The sequence below is a fragment of the Pseudonocardia sp. CA-107938 genome, from assembly GCF_050936315.1.
In the GTDB taxonomy this organism is placed as follows: domain Bacteria; phylum Actinomycetota; class Actinomycetes; order Mycobacteriales; family Pseudonocardiaceae; genus Pseudonocardia.
Genome location: NZ_JBNJNA010000001.1, coordinates 4470679 through 4487056, shown reverse-complemented (window position 1 = coordinate 4487056; position 16378 = coordinate 4470679). Strand labels below are relative to the sequence as shown.

Sequence of the window (16378 nt, the reverse complement as noted above, 5' to 3'; positions counted from 1 at the left end):
CGGAACAACCACCGCAGCCGACGCCGGAGTCGCCAACAACACCGACCCCAACCACAACGCGACAACAGCACCCGCCACCGCGAGCACCCACCGCAGCAACCGCACCGCCACGTCCGCCGGACCGAACCGCAACTGCACGCACACGGGCACGCCGACAGCGAGGCCGACGGCCTCACCCTCGTGCGCGCTGTGCCCGTACATGTGCAGGAACCCCTCGATGCAACCGCCCGAACGGCGGAGACGATGCAGAGACACCGACCCGAAAGGCCGGTCAGACAGGATTTCGCCAACAGGGAACCAAGCCCTGCGATGTCCGCACGTCGCGCCTGAGGCTGCAACCCGCGTCTGGAACCCTGGGCCGAGCTGCTCGCGCTACGTCAGCGACCAGTCCAACCCTGGGTTCCGCCCTCCCGAAGGGGGACGTGGGTCACAGTAACTCACGATGGGCCGATCAGTCCATCGTTCGGATGTCCTTCGATCGTGGGGCCGACGATCATGCAGCGGCACCGGGAGGCTCGCTCGGAGACTTCCGGGACCGCACGTGCCGCGGCTGCGGATCACCTGCGACGAGGCGCTTCCGTCCCCTGCTCGCGCATCGGAGCAGAGCGCCCAGCGACACGCCTCTTTCGGCGAGAACTGCGCATCCACTGCCTCCGTCACGGAAGTGCGCGACCGGGATGGGCGGCCGCGCACCGGCGAAACGGAGAGCTCGGAACGACGGAGTGCGGAGAGCGGGCCGATCAGGCAGACCGCCGCGCACATCGCGAGGAGCGGTTCTGCACCGAACTCGGTCACAGCGGGCGCGATGAGGGCGAGGCCCAGCGGAGCCAGTCCGTAGGAGAGCAGGAAATCGACGCTGGAGACCCGGGCCAGCAGGCGCGCGCTGGATCGCGGTGAACCATGCGACGTCGAACAGCTCGATTCCCACGCCGGTCGCCACATGGGCCGCGACGAGCACCGCCACAGGAACGGGAACAGCAGCGCCGAGCGGGGCCACCGCACAGGCGGAGAGGCCGAATAGGCAACCCAGATCGGCGCCACTGGACGCCGACTCACGATCAGGAATGCGCCGAGCAGCGCTCCCGCCATGTCGCCGGTGGTGACGCATGCGAGCACTGCGCCGGTTCCGTAGCGATCGCGGGAGACGAGCGGGAGCACGACGGCGGTGACCGAACAGCCGGTGGCTTTCACCGCCGTCAACGCGCCCGGTCCGGCGACGAACCACGGGTGCCGCCGGGCCTCCGCGAGACCTTCGACGAATCCGCGCAGGAATTCCCGGCGCTCGTCCCGCCGTGATCCGGTCGGAGGCCCCGGTAACCGGCGGCGGCGACCTGCCGCAGCAATCCGGTGATTCCGACGATGACCCCGCGCCGACGGCGCGAGGAGGACGCTGACCCGCCCGCGATCGTCATCGCGGCGTTGGCTTTCTGGCGCTCGCCGACATCGACCACCACTTCGGCCGTGAATGCCTGAAAGGCCGGCCGGCACGCGCCCCGCTCGGACAACCGCTGCCGCGGCGATGAACACCGCCGGCGACGTTCCGATGCCGAGCGCCGCGACCCCGCCGGCGATCGCGGCCGCGGTCGCCGACCACCCGACGATGCCGTGCCAGGAGTACCGGTCGGCGAGCACGCCCGCAGCGGGAACGGCGACGAGGAAGCCCACGGTGCGGGCTGCGAGGGCGAACCCGAGGTCGGTGCCGCCCAGCGACCGGTCGAGGACGGCGAGGCCGAGCAGGAACGGCAGGGCCCCCGTCGCGAGCCCGGACGCGGCCATCCGCACGAGAGCCGGACGAAGCGTGGACGCGCAGGACCGACCGCTCGGTCACTCTGAGTTCACCCCGGGGAGGCGCGCATGGCGTAGGCAACAGATCCGGCAAACAACTGGTATCGATAATCATTGTCACATACGCTGCGGCTCGCCTCGCCCGGCCTGGGCGACCCGACGGAACGGAGTCGATCGTGCGCCGCACGCTGAACGCCATCCTGGCCGCGCTCGCTGTGGCCCTCACGGCGTGCGGAGGTGGGGACGCGGCAAGGTCGACCGGAGACGCCCTCACGCTCGCGGTCTCGACGATCAACGCCACCCTCGATCCCGCCGAGCCGCTGACGACGAGCTACCTGCGTTCCTTCGGGGCCGGCGAGTCGCTGGCCAAGATCCGGCCCGATGGCAGCGTGGCGCCGGAGCTCGCCGCGTCGGTGCAGCAGACCGCCGCCGACGCGTGGACGGTCCGGCTGCGCGCGGGAGCGACCTTCCACAGCGGCGCGCCGGTCGACGCCGAGGCCGTGCGAGCGTCACTGGCGCGGTCGGCCGCCGACAACGAGCTCGCGGCGAACCTGCTGAAGGGCGTGACCGTGAGCGTCGTCGACCCGCGCACGCTCACCATGCGCACCGACGGCCCGTCGCCCTACCTCGGCCACACCCTCGCGCACTACGAGCTGCAGATCCACAACGTGGCGGCGTACGCCCACGGCGGGGCGACCGCCGACCTCACCGGCCCGTTCCGCGTCACCGGGTTCACGCCGGAACGGGAGATCACCCTGGAACGCAACCCGGGCTGGTGGGGCCCGCGACCGCAGATCGGTCGGATCACCGTCCAGCGGGTCGCCGACGGCGAGGCGCGGGCCCAGATCGCGCTGGCCGGGCAGGCCGACATCGTCGACCAGCTGCCGAGCTCGGCGTTCGCGAAGGTCCGGTCGACCGCCGGGCTGACGCTGCAGGGCAGTCCGGCGGCGAACACGGTCGCGGTCTACCTCAACCCGGCCTCGCCCGTGGCGCCCGCGCTGGCCGACCAGCGGGTGCGCCAGGCGCTCGCGTGGGGCGTCGACCGGGCCGCGATCGCCGAGATCGCCGGCGAGGGCCTGACCGAGGCCGCGCCCAGCTGGCTCGCCTCCAACCCGGCGTACCCGCAGGCCGACCAGCAGGGCTTCGTCCGGTACGACCCGCAGCTCGCGGGCCGGCTGCTCGACGAGGCGGGCTGGACGCGCGGAGCCGACGGCGCGCGCTCGAAGGACGGCGTGCCGCTGACGCTGCGCCTGCAGACGTGGGGCACCGAGGGCCCGACCGGCGAGGTGCTGCAGGCGCAGTGGACCGGGCTCGGCGTGGCCGTGCAGCTGTCGTACGTCGACAACGCGCTGGTCAAGCAGTCCCGCGACCGCGGCGACTGGGACGCGCAGACCGCGGCCTTCACCACGCTGGGCAACGTGCCGAGCCTGTTCGCCGTGCAGATCGGTCAGGGCGGCTCGGGGAACTACGGCGGCTACACCGTCCCGCGGGTCGCGGAGCTGGTGACGCGCGCCAACACCGCACCGGACGCGGCGAGCCGCACCGCGGCCGTGCTCGACCTCAACGCCCTGCACGCCGAGGTCGTGCCGGCGATCCCGCTGCACCCGCGGCCGCAGGCGACCGCCGTGAGCGACCGCGTCACCGGCTTCGTCCCCCACCCCCTGCAGTACGAGAACCTGGTGCAGCCGGGGTACGCGCTCGCGAGGCCCGAGTGAGGCTCCTGCGCTCGCTCGGCGGGCTGGCGGCGATGCTGCTGCTCGCCTCGGTCGTGGTGTTCGCGCTGGTCCGCTCGGCACCCGGCGACCCCGTCGACGTGCAGCTGGGCGAGGCCGGTGGGGCGGCGCTGACCACGGCCGACGAGGCCCGCATCCGCGCCGAGCGGCTCGCGGAGCTGGGCCTGGACCGGCCCCTGCCTGAGCAGTACCTGAACTGGCTCGGCCGGATGGCGACGGGCGACTGGGGCACGTCGTTCCGGTCGGGTCGGCCGGTCGCGCTGGAGATGGCCGACCGGGTGCCCGCCAGCCTGCTGCTGGGCTCCGCCGGGTTCGCCGTCGGCGTCGTGCTCGCCGTTGGCCTCGCGCTCGCGGCGAGCAGGCGCCCGGGCGGGCCGGTCGACCAGCTGGTCCGCCTGCTCACCCTGGTGACGGTCGCGGTGCCGTCGTTCCTGCTGGGGACGGTCGCCCTGCAGCTCGGGACGGCAGCGGTGGGCTTCCGCATCGCCGGCCCGGCGAGCACGGAGCGGCTCTGGCTACCGGCGCTCGTGCTGGGCATCTCGATCACGCCCACGATGTCGCGGGTCCTGCGCGCGTCACTGGTCGCCGAGGGCGGCCGGCTGTACGCGGTCGCGGCGCGCGCTCGAGGCGCGTCACCGGGCCGCGTCCTCGTCCGGCACGTGCTGCGCCCGGCCACCGCGCCGGTGCTCGTGCTCGGCGGCCTCGCCTTCGCCGCGCTCGTCACCGGTTCGATCATCACCGAGGCCGTGTACACGTGGCCCGGGCTGGGGAACTACGCGGTGGAGGCGATCGCGGCGCAGGACTACCCGGTGGTGCAGGCCTACGTCGTGGTCACGACCGCGCTGGTCGTCGTGGTGAACCGCGGGTTCGACCTGGCCGCACGCCTGCTCGACCCCCGCGGCGCGGCGGCGGTCGCATGACGCTCACCCGGCTCCGTCCCCCACCGCCGGTGCGCGTGGCTCCGACCAGCCGCGGCCTCGTCACGCTCGGCGCGGTGCTGCTGGCGGTCGTCGTGCTGGCCGCGCTCGTTGCGCCCTGGATCGCGCCCGTCGACCCGGCCGCCCAGAACGTGGGGGCCCGGCTGGCCCCGCCCGGTGCCGAGCACTGGTTCGGCACGGACCGCTTCGGCCGCGACACGTTCTCCCGCGTCCTGCACGGCGGCCGCCAGACCCTGCTGCTGACGGGAGCGACGATGCTCGCCGTCGTCACCGCCGGCACGGTCCTGGGAGTGCTGCTCGGCCTCGCCGGGCCGCGGCTGGACGACCTGGGCCGCCGGCTCGTCGACGGAGCCGTCGCCTTTCCCGCCGTGATCGTCGTCCTCGCCTTCGTCGGCCTGCGCGGACCGTCGCTGACGACCGTGCTGGGCGGCGCGCTGCTGGTGTGGTGGGCTCCGTTCGCACGCCTGGTCCGCGCACTCGTGCGCGCCGCGCTCGCCGAACCGTCCGCGGTCACGGCCCGCGCGCTCGGCGCGAACCGGTGGCAGCTGTTGCACGGCGAGGTGCTCCCCCGGCTCGTCGGCCCGCTGGCGGTGCTCACCGCGATCGAGACCGGGCAGCTCATCGCGACCGTCGCCGGCCTGTCGTTCCTGGGCCTGGGTGCGCAGCCACCGCTCGCGGAATGGGGCGCGATGCTCGCCGACGCCCGGGGGCTCGCGCTGTCGCAGCCGCACCTCGTGCTCGGGCCAGGCCTCGCCGTGCTCGTCACCGTGTTCGCGCTGACCTGCCTCGGCGAGGGACTGCGCGACCTGTCCGATCGGAGTGCGGTGGTGGTGGCGACGTGAACGTCCTGCGGGTGCGCGGGCTCGGCGTGGACTTCCGCGGGCACACCGTGCTCGACCGGCTCGATCTCGACGTCGCGGCCGGTGAGGCCGTCGTCATCCTCGGCGGCAGCGGCTCGGGCAAGTCCACCCTGCTGCGGGCGATCATGGGTCTGGTCCCCGCCCCTGGCCGGGTGCGGGCCGCGGAGATGCTGATGGACGGCGTGCACGACCTCACGTCGGCGCACGTACTCCGGCAGGTTCGCGGGCGCAGGATCGGGCTGGTCCTCCAGGACCCGGCGCTGGCGTTGAGCCCGCTGCGCAGGGTGGGTTCGCTCGTCGCGGAGGCCGCAGGCGCCGCGGCCCCGGTCCCCCGGCTGCTCGTCGACGCCGGCTTCGCCGAACCGGACGTCGTCGCCGGCCGGCGCTCCTTCGAGCTGTCCGGCGGCATGGCCCAGCGTGTCGGCCTCGCCCTCGCCGTCGCTGCCGATCCATCCCTCCTGCTCGCCGACGAGCCCACCACCGCGCTCGACGGGCCGGCGCGGGACGAGCTGGTCCGGACGCTCCGCAGGCGGGTGCATGCCGGCACGGCGCTGCTGCTCGTCACCCACGACGTCGGGGTGGCCGCGGCGCTGGCGGACCGCGTCGTGGTGCTGCACCGCGGACGGGTGGTCGAGAGCGGGCCGCCCGGGCGGGTGCTCGGGTCACCGACCCACGCGACCACGCGCGGACTGGTCCGGGACGTGCCGTGGGCGATGCCCGCGCGCACCCGCCGGCCGGCGACGACGGACCGCCCGGCCCTCCTGCACGTCGAGGGCCTCACCGCCCGGCACCCCGGGAACGACCGGCCCGTCCTGGACGGGCTCGACCTCCAGGTGGCCGACGGCGAGGTGGTCGGCATCGCCGGTCGCAGCGGCGGCGGGAAGACCACCCTGCTGCGCTGCCTGCTCGGCCTGCACCGCCCCGTGTCCGGAACGCTCCGGCTCGCCGGCACCGATCCCGCGACGCAGGGCTGGGCGGCCGTCCGGCGGGCCGTGCAGCTGGTCCCGCAGGACCCCCGGGCGAGCCTCAACCCGTGGCGCAGCGCGCTGCGGCTCGTCGCCGAGCCGCTCGTCTACCACCGCATCGGCGACCGGGCCACGCGCCGCGCCCGGGCCCACGAGCTGCTGGCCGAGGTCGGGCTGGCCGACCTCGCCGACCGGCGGCCCGGCGAGCTGTCGACCGGGCAGTGTCAGCGGGTGGCGATCGCCCGCGCGCTCGCCGTACGGCCACGGCTGCTGGTCGCGGACGAGCCCGCGTCCGCACTCGACGTGACGCTGCAGGCCGACGTCGTCCGGCTGCTGGCCCGGGTCGTCGCGGAGAACGGCACCGGCGCGCTCGTCGTCTCGCACGACCTGCACGTGCTGGAACGGCTGTGCGACCGGGTCGCCGTGCTCGACGGCGGGCGCATCGTCGAGGACCTGCCCGTCGAGCGGCTCCGCGCCGACGCCACGCATCCCTGCACGCACGCCCTGCTCGACGCCCACCCCATCGACCCGCTGGCCGTGTCCCCGCGGCGGGCGGGATGACCGACCCCGGAGGAACCGTGACCACCGCCATGCCCCGGCCCGTCCACGTGGTCCGTCGCGCCGTCACCGCCGCGGACCTGGCCGCTGCCCGCGCAGTCGTGCTGGAGACGGCCGAGACCGACCTCGGCTACGGCTACCAGCCCCAGTGGCACTGGGACCTGGACCGCCCCGTCGAGACCTACGTCGACAACCCCCGGCAGGCCATGTTCGTGGCCGTCGACGAGGAGGATCGCGTCGTGTCGACGGCGGCGATCCGGGTGGGCGGACCGAACGTCCCGCCGCACCCGGCGGAGCTCGGGCGCCGCTACGCCGACCGGCAGGCGGTGGCGCAGCTGCTGCGCGTCGCGACGCTGCCGGGTCACCGACGCGCCGGGCTGGCGCGGCGGCTGGTCGCGGCGTGCCAGGAGTTCGTCCGCGCCGACGGCGGCTATCGGGTCATCTACCTGCACACCAACACCCGTGTGCCGGCGGCCGAGCCCTTCTGGCGCTCCCTTCCGGTGATCGAGGTCGGCGACGACCGCGGCACCGAGCACGACCCCCGCTTCGCCACCGTGCACTTCGAGCTCCCGCTGGACGCGGTCGTGGCGTGACCCGCCGGCGTCACGGCTGCAAGGCGCGGACCGGCGGGACGCGGCCCGCGCGGATCGCCGGTGCCACCGCCGCCGCTGCTGCGACCACCACGACCCCGACGACGAGCCCGGCCAGTTGCGGCAGCACCCCGACGGTGAACCCCTTGCCGATGCCGAGCACGTGCAGCCCGAGCACCCCGTAGAGGACGCCGACGGCGGCCCCGATCACGGCCGCCCCGGTTCCGCCGAGCACCGCCTCCCACGCCACCATCGCGCGCACCCCGGTGCGGGACAGGCCCACCGCCCGCAGCAGGCCGGTCTCCCGGCCGCGTTCGGCCACCGACAGGGCGAGGGTGATCCCGACCCCGACGACGGCCACGAGCAACGTCATGCCGACGAGCCCGAACCCGATCGCGCGCATGATCGTGATCGACGTGCTCAGCTCGGCGCGGACGTCGCTCGCGTACTGGACGCTCACCCCCGGCACGCCGGTGAGCACGCGGTCGACGGCGGGGCGGACGGCGGCTTCCGCGATCCCCTCGGCCGGGTCGACCAGCAGGGTCGTCGGCCCCGCGGGGTCGATCCACACCCGGAGCTGCGGCTCCGCGGCCAACCGGTCGCTGACCGCCGCCACCCGCGACGCGTCGGTGACCCGCACGGCGACCGCCGCCGGGACGGCCCGCGTCACCCGGTCCGCCGCGTCCGCCTGACCGGAGTCGACGGCCACCAGCAGTGCCGAGGTCAGGCCGGCGCCCAGTGCGAGGACGGCCATCGTGGCGGCCGTGCGGCGGGGCACCTGCAGCGCGTTGGCTGTCGCCAACCGGCCGGGGGTGCGGCCGAGCAGGCTCACGACCCGCCCGAGGGTGGCGGCGAGCCCGCGGACCAGCACCGGTCCGGCCGCGACCAGCGCCGCGAAGGCGACGAGCCCGGACGCGGCCACCACCAGCAGGAGCAGCGCCTGGCCCTCGTCGGCGGCCACGAGCGCCGACGCCACCGCCGAGCCCGCGGCCACCGCGGCGAGCAGACCGGCCACGGCGAGCCGCCGCCCGGTCGGAGGCGCGCCCGTCTCGCCGGCCGCGGCGGCGCCCAGCGCCGCCACGGGTGGGATGCGGGACGCGGCGACGGCCGGGGCGACCGCGGCGAGGACGGTCGCGAGGACCGCGACGAGCAGGCAGGCGATCATCCCGAGCCACGGCACCCCGAGCTCGGGCAGGCCGGTGGCACCGAGTGCCGCGGCGGCCGCCAGCCCACCTTCGCCGAGCAGCAGCGCGATCGCGATGCCGAGGACGCCCGCGATCGTGCCGGACAGCGCCGCTTCGACCAGCACGGCGGTGACGATGCCGCGCCGTCCCGCGCCCACGCAGCGCAGCAGCGCGAGCTGGGTGCGCCGCTGCGTGAGCACGATCCGGAACGTCGAGGCGACGACGATCGCGGCCGCGACCAGCGCGACCACGGCGAACGTCCCGACCCCCAGCAGGACCGCGGTCGCGGCCGCCGACGCCTCGGCGAGCTCGGCCCGCCGCTGGTCGCTGCCGGTCTGCACCGTCGCCGCGGGGCCCAACGCGGCGGCGAGCCGCGCGGCCAGCTCGTGCTCGCCGACACCGGGGGCGGCGAGCACGTCGACCGCCTCGACGGTGCCGCCGAGCGCGGTGAGCATCTCGGGTGTGGTGACGACGTAGTCGGTGCCCTCCCAGTTGAGCGGCACGACCCCGGTGACGGTGACGGGCACGTCGCCGGACCTCCCGGCCACGGTCAGGTGCGTGCCCGGGACGATGCCGGTGCGCTGCGCGGTGGCCTTCCCGACGACGACCTCGTCGGGCGCGGTGGGCAGGTGGCCGGCGATCGGGGCGGCCAGTCGCGAGAGCGGGCCGAGCATGGGATCCGAGCGCACTCCCCACTCGGTGCCCGGTCCCGCACCGGTCACGGGCAGCGTCGCCGTCCCGTACGCGACGGCGGCCGCCACGCCCGGCACGTCGGTGATCCGGGACGCGAGCGGGGCGCCCGCGGCCGGGTGCACGACCGCCGCTGCGGCGGCCGGGGTCTCCTGGGAGCGCGAGCTGACGTAGTCGTCGAGGGTCTGCGACAGCAGCAGCGTGCCGGCCGCGAACACCGTCGCGACGAGGACCGCGAGCCCGGTGAGCAGCAGCCGCCCCGGTCGGCGCCGGGTCTCCGCGAGCAGCACCCCGGCGACCGATCCGACGTGCGAGGTCATCGGGACAGCTCCGCGAGCGCGTCCTGGATCGCCTGCGGCCGCGGGTCGCGCACGATCCCCGCGAGCAGGCCGTCGCGCAGCATCAGGACCTCGTCGGCGTAGGAGGCCGCCGCCGGGTCGTGCGTCACCATCACCACCGTCTGGCCGAGCTCGTGCACGCTGCGGTGCAGCAGCTCCAGCACCTCTCGACCGGAGTGCGAGTCGAGGTTGCCCGTCGGCTCGTCCGCGAACACCACCTCGGGACGGCCGAGCAACGCCCTGGCCAGCGCCACGCGCTGCTGCTGCCCGCCCGACAGCTCCGGCGGCCGGTGCTGCAGCCGGTCCCGCAGCCCCAGCAGACCGACGAGCTGGTCGCGCCACCCCGCGTCGACCGCGCGGCCGGCGAGCCGCACCGGCAGCTCGATGTTCTGCTCCGCCGTGAGCTGGGGCAGCAGGTTGAACGACTGGAACACGAACCCGACCCGGTCCCGGCGCACCACCGTCAACTGGGCGTCGGTGCAGCCGCCCAGGTCGGTGTCGCCGAGCACGACCGAACCGGACGTCGGCACGTCGAGACCCGCGAGCAGGTGCATCAACGTGGACTTGCCGGACCCGGACGGCCCCATGATCGCCGTGAACCGCCCTGCCGGGATCGCCACGTCGACGCCGGCCAGCGCGTCGACGGCGGCGTCACCGCGACCGTAGGTCTTGACGAGTGCGGTGGCGGCGACCGCGACGGTGCGGGCAACGGTCGGCCGGCGGTGGAGAGGGAGCGTCGTCATGGTGGTCGACGGTGCCGTGGTCACGCTGGGGCGCGCGTCGGCCGGAACGCCGATCGGGCCGGGGCCCGGGTCGTACTTCTGGCTGGTAGCGCGTTCCGGTCTCCGGTCTGCGTTCCGGCGCTAGTGACCGGAGCGCCGGAAGTCGCCGCAAGCACCGCAGACGGGACCGCCCGACTCAGCAGCCGTGCGGAGCTCCGGTGGAACAACCCGCAACCGCGTAGCACTCTCCGCACTCGCCGTTCACGCACGACTGCGCCCAGACGGCGCATCGGCCGCCGTACATGACGCAGGCGCCGCCGAAGCACGACTGCGTCCGATCCCGCAGCTCGGACATGGCCATCGCCGTCGCGTGCGGCACGAGCTTCGCGAGCAGGCGGTCCGCGATGTCACCGATCATGGTCAACCAGTCCCCCAGTGGTCTGCGATCCGATTCGAGTTGATCTTCGCACACAGGGTTGTCCGGCGCAGCACCGACCGACGATCGCTACCTCTTCTCCCGCCACGCCCGCTCGAACGGCAGCCGCCACGCGTTGGGCGCGATGAGCTGGTGGATGGCGTTCGGGCCCCAGGTGCCCGGCGGGTACGGCTTGACGACGGGCGGGTCGTCGAGCAGCGGGATCGACCGCTCCCACAGCGACTCGATGCCCTCGGCCGTGGTGAAGAGGGTGTGGTCGCCGCGCATCGCGTCGAGGATCAGCCGCTCGTACGCCTCCAGCACGTCCTTCGCGGTGTCGGTCTCCTGGGTGGAGAACTGCATCGAGAGCTTCTCCAACCGCATGCCCGGCCCGGGGCGCTTGCCGTAGAACGACAGCGACACCCGCGACGAGTCGGCCAGGTCGAACGTGAGGTGGTCCGGACCCGACTCCCCCACGCCGGAGCCCTGCGGGAACATCGTCCGCGGGGCCTGCTTGAACGCGATCGAGATGATTCGCTGCCCCTCGGCCATCTTCTTGCCGGTGCGCAGGTAGAACGGCACGCCCGCCCAGCGCCAGTTGTCGAGGCCGACGCGCAGCGCGATGAACGTCTCGGTGTCGGAGTCGGAGGCGACGCCGTCCTCGTCCCGGTAGCCGCCGTACTGGCCGCGGACGACGTCGTGCGGGTGGATGGGCAGCATCGAGCGGAAGACCTTGTTCTTCTCCTCGCTGATGGCGCGCGGCTCCAGCGCCGTCGGCGGCTCCATCGCGACGAACGCCATCACCTGCATGAGGTGCGTGACGACCATGTCCTTGTACGCACCCGTGGACTCGTAGAAGTTGGCGCGCTGGTCCAGGCCCAGCTGTTCCGGGATGTCGATCTGGATGTGGTCGATGAAGTTGCGGTTCCAGATCGGCTCGAAGAGCCCGTTGGCGAAGCGGAACGCCAGGATGTTCTGCGCCGCCTCCTTGCCCAGGAAGTGGTCGATGCGGAAGACCTGCGACTCGTCGAACGCCTCGTGCACGTAGTCGTTGAGCTCGATGGCGCTGCGCAGGTCGTGCCCGAACGGCTTCTCCATCACGACCCGCGAGCGCTCCACCAGCTTCGCGTCGCGCAGCATCGTGATCACCGCCTGCGCCGCCTTCGGGGGCACCGACAGGTAGTGCAGCCGCCGCACGTCCTCCCCGAGCTTCTCCTCCGCGTCGGCGACGGCGGCGGCGAGGCCCTCCGGTCCCGCACTGGTGCCGACGTAGCTGAGCCGCTCGGAGAACCGGGCCCACGCCTCGTCGGTGAGCTTGTGGACGCCGAAGTTGCGCATCGCGTCCTTCGCGAGGTCCCGGAAGGCCTCGGTGGTCAGGTCCTCCGTGGCGGTACCGACGATGCGCACGTCCGGGGCCAGCGCGGACTCCGCGAGGTAGGCCAGTCCGGGCAGCAGCTTCCGCTTGGCCAGGTCGCCGGTCGCCCCGAACAGCACGATCACGTGCGGGGCGAGCGGTTCGACGTCACGGCGGCGCGGACGGGAGGTGGGCGACGGGTACGCGATGGTCTGTGGATTGCGCGGAGACACGAACGTTCCTCCTGCGAGCAGCACCGAACGGGGCGAGATGGACCCTATCGACCGCGACGACCTGGAGCAGCCGCTGACAGGTCCAGGTCCAGTGGCGTGCCGCGGCAGCAGACCCGTTCGGTCCGCGATGTCGCAATCTGAGATCGCGGGACCTGCGGCGGGCTGCGAGACTCCACCCGTGATCCTCATCGTCATCCAGGCTCAGATCCGGCAGGACAGGCGCGACGAGTGGCTGGCCGGGATCGCCGAGTACACGGCCAACGTGCGCAGCGAGCCGGGCAACGTCTCGTTCGACTACTACCAGAACGGCGACGACCCGAACGAGTTCGCGATCATCGAGGTCTTCCGCGACGGCGACGCCGGAGCCGCGCACGTCAAGACGGCGCACGCGCAGCAGTTCTTCGTGGACATGGGCCGGTGGGTCACGAAGAAGCCGCTGCTGAACTACCAGGACCTGCCCGGCGACGCGTGGGTCGAGATGGGCGAGGTCACCCCGACGGACTGACCTCGCCCACCCACCGACCGGCCGCTCAGGCCGTCCGGTAGAGGTGCACCGACACCGCTGCCAGCCACGCCCAGGCGATGATCACCCCGGCCCAGAAGCCGAGCACCACGGCCGCGCTCTGCGAGCCCGACGCGATGCCCGCGAACGCGGCCAGGAACAGCACGCCCGACGCCGCCGAGTAGACCGCCCAGCCGGTGCGGCCCTGCCGGGCGAACCAGCGTGCGAACACCAGGCACCCCGCCACGAGCGCGAGGAACCCGAGGGCGCCGGCCACCAGGTGGCCGAACGAGTGCCACGTGGGGTTGGCGGGCGGGCCGTCCGGGGTGCCGAGCGGGAACCCGTTCATCGGGTCGGCGACGAACACCCCGGCCAGCACCAGCCCGACGCCGTATCCGGCGACGAGCCGCGGCCCCCACACGCCGCCCCCGCGGGCGGCGAGCGCACGCCGCATGCCGACCGCGGCGGCGATGGTCATGAGCCCGGACAGGACCAGGTTGGCGATCTGGATCCAGCCCAGCGGGCCATTGGCCAGCAGGCTCAGGTCGTGCCGTGCGATCTCGTAACCCTCCCGGGTGAGGGCCTGGGCGAGACCGACGACGAGGTAGAACGGCCCGGCCAGCACCCCGTACCCGAGCAGTGAGCGGGTGACGGCGGTCGGTCGGTCACAGGTCGTTGTTGACATGGCGAGCTCCTTCGGTTGGTTGGACTCGCGAGTACTGACTCATGGAACCACGCGTACTCATCGGAGTACGGTGAATTCCATGGAAGACGGCGTCATCGTGCGCATCGACGGCGTGAGCGCGCCGACCGCAACCGACCGCAAGCGGGCCGCGATCGTCGAAGCGGCCACCCGCCGCTTCCTCCGGCAGGGCTACGACGCCACCCGCATCGACCAGATCGCCGCCGACGCGGCTGCGTCCAAGCAGACGGTCTACAACCAGTTCGGCGACAAGGAGGCGCTCTTCCGACAGGTCGTGCTCGGCGCCACCGCCACCGCCGAGGCCTTCGCCGCGGCGCTGCCCGCCTCCTTCGACGACGTGCCCGACGCTGCGGTCCCCGACGCCCTGCGCGCCCTCGCGCGCCGCTACCTCGCCACCACCGCCGCCCCGCAGGTGCTGGCGCTGCGCCGGCTCGTTGTCGGCGAGGCCACGCGCTTCCCGAAGCTCGCCGCCACCTACCACGAGCGGGCTCCCGCGCTGGTCATGGCCGCGTTCGCCGAGCTGTTCGCCCGGCTGGGCGCGCGGGGGGTGCTGCGCGTGCCGGACCCGGCCGAGGCGGCGCAGCACTTCGCCTTCCTCGTGGTCGGCCCCGCCATCGACCGCGGGATGCTGCTCGTCGACGTCGAGGCGCCGGGCCCCGCGACCGTGCGGCGCACGGCCGACCGGGCCGTCGAGGTGTTCCTGGCCGGCTATCGCCGGTAAATCGGTGGCGGGCGGTCCTACGGTGGTGGTCGTCCCGTCCATCGTCGAGGAGCCCGACATGCGAGTGCGTTCCCGAGTGACCCAGGTGACCAGCACCCCCACACTCCCGGGAACCGTCCTTGCCCACGCCCTCCTCGCGCGTCACGATCGGGATCCTCGCCCACGTCGACGCCGGTAAGACCAGCCTCACCGAGCGCCTGCTGCACCACGCGGGCGTGCTCGACCGCCTCGGCAGCGTCGACGGCGGTGACACCCAGACCGACACCCTCGACCAGGAACGCCGGCGCGGTATCACGATCCGCTCGGCGGTCGTCGCACTGCCCGTCTCCGGGGTGCGCGTCCACGTCGTCGACACGCCCGGCCACCCCGACTTCGTCGCGGAGGTGGAGCGGGCGCTCGCCGTGCTCGACGGGGTGGTGCTCGTCGTCTCCGCCGTCGAGGGCGTGCAGCCGCAGACCCGGGTGATCGCCCGGACGTTGCAGCGGCTGGGCATGCCCACCGTCGTGTTCGTGAACAAGATCGACCGGCGCGGGGCCCGCACCACGTCGCTCGTCGACGAGCTGCGCGGGCTGTTCGATGCGGATCTCGTCGTGCTGACCGACGTCGAGGGCGCCGGCACGCGGGACGCGACCACGACACCGGTGCCGCTGACCGCGCCCAGCGTCGTCGAGACGCTCGCCGCGCACGACGACGGGGTGCTCGCCCGCTGGATCGACGGCACCCCGCAGCCGCCGGACGCGCTCGCCGCCGTGCTCGCGCGGGCGGACGTGGTCCCCTTGCTCTTCGGGTCGGCCGTCACCGGTGAGGGCGTCGACGCGCTGGTCGACGCCGTGCTGGGGTACCTGCCGCGATCCGGGGGTGACCCGGACGGCCCGCTCGACGCGACCGTGTTCGCGATGAGCCGCGGCCGCGGCGGCGCGAAGCTCGCCCAGGTGCGGGTGCGGTCGGGCACGCTGCGGCCGCGCACCGTCCTCGGCGGGGACCGGGTCACGGAGGTCGCGGTCTACGCGCGGGGCGCCGAACCCGTCGCCGGCCCGGCCGTGGCCGGCGACATCGCGCTGGTGCGCGGGCTGGCGTCGGCACGCATCGGGGACCGGCTGGGTGAGCTGACCGGCGCCGACGCCCGCCCCGCGCTGTTCGCCCCGCCCAGCCTGGAGACCGAGGTGACCCCGGCTCGTCCGGCGGACGGCCCGCGCCTGCACGCGGCCCTGCTGGAACTGGCGGACCAGGACCCGCTGATCGGGGTCCGCCGCGATCCCGGCACGGGCGCGCTCACCGTCGCGCTCTACGGCGAGGTGCAGCAGGAGGTGCTGCACGACACCCTGCTGGAGACCTACGGCGTCGAGGCCCGGTTCGCGCCGCCGCGGGTGCTGCTGGCCGAGCGGGTCGTCGGCACCGGGGAGGCGCTCTCGGAGATGGGCAACGAGATCGGCACCGACGTCGACGGTGGGCCGAGCTTCTTCGTCGCGACGATCGGGCTGCGCGTCGAGCCCGGGGAGCCCGGCGGGGGCGTGCAGTTCCGGCTCGCCGTCGAGCTGGGGTCGCTGCCGTTGGCGTTCCACACCGCGATCGAGGAGACCGTGCACGCGACCCTGCAGCAGGGGCTCGCCGGCTGGCCGGTGCTCGACCCGCTCGTCACGCTGACCCGCACCGGCTACTCGAGCCCGGTCAGCGCGGCCGGCGACTTCCGGTCGCTGACACCGCTGGTGCTGATGGCGGCGCTCGCCGAGGCCGGGACCCAGGTGCTGGAGCCCGTGCACGAGGTGGAGCTGGAGGTGCCGACCGAGGCCGTCCCCGCCGTGCTCGCGATGCTCGGCGCGGCGCGCGGCACGCCCGAGGAGGTGCTGCCGGTCGACGCCGGACAGACGCTGGTCCGCGCGTCCGTGCCGGCCGCCGAGCTGCGCGGGCTCGGGCAGGCGCTGCCCGGCGCCACGCACGGCCTCGGCACGCTCACGTCGCGGTGGAGCGGGCATCGGCCCGTCGCCGGCACCCCACCCACCCGTCCCCGCACCGACGGCAACCCGCTCGACCGCAAGGAGTACCTGCTGCACGCGTTCCGCACCCGATGAACCGGGTTACCGTCCGCG

General features: G+C 74.1%; 14 protein-coding genes. 8 read left to right on the top strand and 6 right to left on the bottom strand.

Features of this window, described 5'->3' with window-relative positions:
• Window positions 1–372 precede the first annotated feature (372 nt).
• A complete protein-coding gene (locus tag ACQEVB_RS22370; protein WP_432974482.1) occupies window positions 373–1776 on the bottom strand; it encodes an MFS transporter in 1404 nt (467 codons plus the stop codon).
• Window positions 1777–1961: 185 nt separating this feature from the next.
• Between ACQEVB_RS22370 and ACQEVB_RS22365 the strand changes: the two genes are divergently transcribed.
• From ACQEVB_RS22365 to ACQEVB_RS22345, 5 genes are read left to right on the top strand one after another with little or no spacing between them, the layout of a single operon-like run.
• Entirely contained in the window at window positions 1962–3500 is a 1539-nt protein-coding gene (locus ACQEVB_RS22365; RefSeq protein ID WP_432974480.1) for an ABC transporter substrate-binding protein, read from the top strand.
• Entirely contained in the window at window positions 3497–4438 is a 942-nt protein-coding gene (locus ACQEVB_RS22360; protein ID WP_432974478.1) for an ABC transporter permease, read from the top strand. Before ACQEVB_RS22365 ends, ACQEVB_RS22360 begins: the two co-directional genes overlap by 4 nt.
• A gap of 35 nt (window positions 4439–4473) precedes the next feature.
• Window positions 4474–5298, top strand: a complete 825-nt coding sequence (locus tag ACQEVB_RS22355) for an ABC transporter permease (RefSeq protein WP_432974476.1) — start codon at window positions 4474–4476, stop codon at window positions 5296–5298.
• Window positions 5295–6842 (top strand): ABC transporter ATP-binding protein, encoded by a 1548-nt coding sequence (locus ACQEVB_RS22350; protein WP_432974474.1) that lies wholly within the window; start codon window positions 5295–5297, stop codon window positions 6840–6842. Before ACQEVB_RS22355 ends, ACQEVB_RS22350 begins: the two co-directional genes overlap by 4 nt.
• 17 nt (window positions 6843–6859) lie before the next feature.
• Window positions 6860–7432 (top strand): GNAT family N-acetyltransferase, encoded by a 573-nt coding sequence (locus ACQEVB_RS22345; protein WP_432974472.1) that lies wholly within the window; start codon window positions 6860–6862, stop codon window positions 7430–7432.
• A 10-nt stretch (window positions 7433–7442) separates the two neighbouring features.
• On the opposite strand, the gene ACQEVB_RS22340 is transcribed toward ACQEVB_RS22345, so the two are convergent.
• From ACQEVB_RS22340 to zwf, 4 genes are all read right to left on the bottom strand, one after another.
• The gene (locus ACQEVB_RS22340) at window positions 7443–9623 is read right to left on the bottom strand and encodes an FtsX-like permease family protein (protein ID WP_432974470.1); all 2181 of its coding nucleotides are present in this window, start codon (window positions 9621–9623) and stop codon (window positions 7443–7445) included.
• Complete coding sequence (locus ACQEVB_RS22335; protein WP_432974468.1) at window positions 9620–10384, bottom strand: ABC transporter ATP-binding protein; 765 nt, start codon at window positions 10382–10384, stop codon at window positions 9620–9622. Before ACQEVB_RS22335 ends, ACQEVB_RS22340 begins: the two co-directional genes overlap by 4 nt.
• Window positions 10385–10559: 175 nt before the next feature.
• Window positions 10560–10781: a hypothetical protein gene (locus ACQEVB_RS22330; RefSeq protein WP_432974466.1), complete on the bottom strand. Its 222-nt coding sequence runs from the start codon at window positions 10779–10781 to the stop codon at window positions 10560–10562.
• Window positions 10782–10868: 87 nt separating this feature from the next.
• Entirely contained in the window at window positions 10869–12365 is a 1497-nt protein-coding gene (zwf, locus tag ACQEVB_RS22325) for a glucose-6-phosphate dehydrogenase (protein WP_432974464.1), read from the bottom strand.
• Window positions 12366–12543: 178 nt separating this feature from the next.
• Here zwf and ACQEVB_RS22320 point away from each other — a divergent pair, with 178 nt between their 5' ends.
• A complete protein-coding gene (locus tag ACQEVB_RS22320; RefSeq protein WP_432974462.1) occupies window positions 12544–12870 on the top strand; it encodes a putative quinol monooxygenase in 327 nt (108 codons plus the stop codon).
• Between the two features lie 25 nt (window positions 12871–12895).
• Here the strand turns inward: ACQEVB_RS22320 and ACQEVB_RS22315 are convergent, their stop codons facing one another.
• On the bottom strand, window positions 12896–13552 hold the full coding sequence (locus ACQEVB_RS22315) for a DUF998 domain-containing protein (RefSeq protein ID WP_432974460.1): 657 nt from the start codon (window positions 13550–13552) through the stop codon (window positions 12896–12898).
• A 79-nt stretch (window positions 13553–13631) separates the two neighbouring features.
• On the opposite strand from ACQEVB_RS22315, the gene ACQEVB_RS22310 reads away from it, so the two are divergent.
• Complete coding sequence (locus ACQEVB_RS22310) at window positions 13632–14291, top strand: TetR/AcrR family transcriptional regulator (RefSeq protein WP_432974458.1); 660 nt, start codon at window positions 13632–13634, stop codon at window positions 14289–14291.
• 119 nt (window positions 14292–14410) lie between these two features.
• Entirely contained in the window at window positions 14411–16360 is a 1950-nt protein-coding gene (locus ACQEVB_RS22305) for a GTP-binding protein (RefSeq protein ID WP_432974456.1), read from the top strand.
• Window positions 16361–16378 lie beyond the last annotated feature (18 nt).